The sequence below is a fragment of the Chamaesiphon sp. OTE_75_metabat_556 genome (assembly GCF_031378165.1).
Taxonomy (GTDB): Bacteria; Cyanobacteriota; Cyanobacteriia; order Cyanobacteriales; family Chamaesiphonaceae; genus Chamaesiphon.
Genome location: NZ_JANNDR010000230.1, coordinates 1 through 1931 on the forward strand (window position 1 = coordinate 1; position 1931 = coordinate 1931).

Consider the following 1931-nt stretch of genomic DNA (forward strand, 5'->3'; position numbering starts at 1 on the left):
GTGAAGCCCCAGAACCATTATCCAGCCAGTATTTTGCATTTAAGGCTGTGATTACTGAAATCGAGTCACAGTCAATACTCCAGGTTATTTCTCCGACAAGCTGCTAGGCTGTTGACTTTGTTGGTTTTCGGGTAATTTTCCCAAAAATTATTAGTGTTATTTTTCACAGTTGGAAAACGGCTGTAACAGCCGTTTTCCAACCAAAGCGACCAACACATTTTCTGCATGAACCCTGATGGGCTAAAGGGTACAGAGTCAACAGCCTAGGTTGAAGCCCAGGGTGTAACGCCGTCCGCTGAAGCCCGTGCCGTTGTGTTGAAGTTAGAATTGCACTGAAATCGATCGAATCTCGTTACTTTATTGGTAGTCCCGATACAGGTAAATTAATCAAACCCGATCTTGAGCTAGAACCCTCTTTATTACTACCAGTAATTATTCCACCGCAACGTTATTGGTGGGATTTGTGTGCGGAGCCGCATCTTAATTCTACAGGTGAAATTGACCCAAATAGTTTCGCTCTAGAAAGTCTGGCGGGAACTTATTGGCGGGGGGATGAAACTAAACCGATGCTGCAACGAATCTATGGAACTGCATGGGAAACACCCGAACAACTAGAAACATATTTAACCCAAAAAGAGGAAGCCCTCAAACGCGATCATCGTAAACTCGGACAGGAATTAAAACTATTTAGCATCCAAGAAGATGCAGGTGGCGGGTTAGTATTTTGGCATCCATGAGGAGCTAAAATCCGCTATATTATCGAGGATTACTGGCGGAAAGCACATTTAGATGCGGATTATGAATTACTCTACACACCGCATATTGCCAACCTAGATTTGTGGAAAACATCGGGGCATTTTGATTTTTATCAAGAGAGTATGTTTGACTCAATGGATGTGGATGAGAGGGCTTATCAAATTAAGCCGATGAATTGTCCATTTCATGTCTTGACTTATAAACACGAACTGCATTCTTATCGAGAATTGCCGCTACGTTGGGCTGAATTAGGGACAGTTTATCGGTACGAGCGATCGGGTGCATTACATGGTTTAATGCGCGTCAGAGGCTTTACTCAAGATGATGCTCACGTATTTTGTTTACCGGAACAGATTACTGGCGAAATTCTGAGAGTTTTAAATCTGACGGAACAGATCTTAGCTGACTTTGGATTTAATGATTATGAGATAAATCTGTCTACTCGCCCTGAAAAATCGATGGGAGCAGATGAGGAGTGGGAATTGGCGACAAGTGCCTTAATTGAAGCCTTAGATGCTAAAGGGTGGAACTATACGATCGATGAGGGTGGTGGAGCTTTCTATGGCTCTAAAATCGACCTAAAAATCAAAGATGCGATCGGTAGATTATGGCAATGTTCGACGATTCAGGTAGACTTTAATTTACCCGAACGGTTCGAGATGGAATATGTGGCGGCGGACAATACCAGAAAGCGACCAATCATGATTCATCGGGCAATCTTTGGCTCTTTGGAACGCTTTTTTGGGATTTTGATTGAAAACTATGCTGGTAATTTCCCGCTGTGGTTAGCACCAATTCAGGTGCGATTATTGCCTGTCACGGAAGAAGTAAGAGATTATTGCGTTCGCGTAGCGTACCGTAGGTAATCGAATCACTAATACTCTCAAACAAGCTGGCTTTCGAGTCGAACTAGATCGTAGTCACGAACGTTTGGGTAAAATGATTCGCACAGCGGAATTAGAAAAAATTCCAGTTGTGGCGGTCATTGGCATGAAGGAAATGGAAACTGAAACTTTAAGTATTAGAACTAGAAAAGGTGGAGATTTAGGTGTACTGAGTATTGCCGATCTTCAACAAAAAATGCAGCAGGTAATTGAAGACAAGAGTTCTTTGTAATTTTATTAAATTAGATTGCTTTATGACTAAACAAGATTTGCAGATGTACAAAGCATGTT

1 pseudogene is annotated in these 1931 nt (G+C 42.1%); it reads left to right on the forward strand.

The annotated features are described in order from the left end of the window. Positions 1-347: 347 nt before the first annotated feature. Positions 348-1872 (forward strand): annotated as a pseudogene (gene thrS, locus RMO27_RS09540) (threonine--tRNA ligase); the annotation flags it as partial. Positions 1873-1931 lie beyond the last annotated feature (59 nt).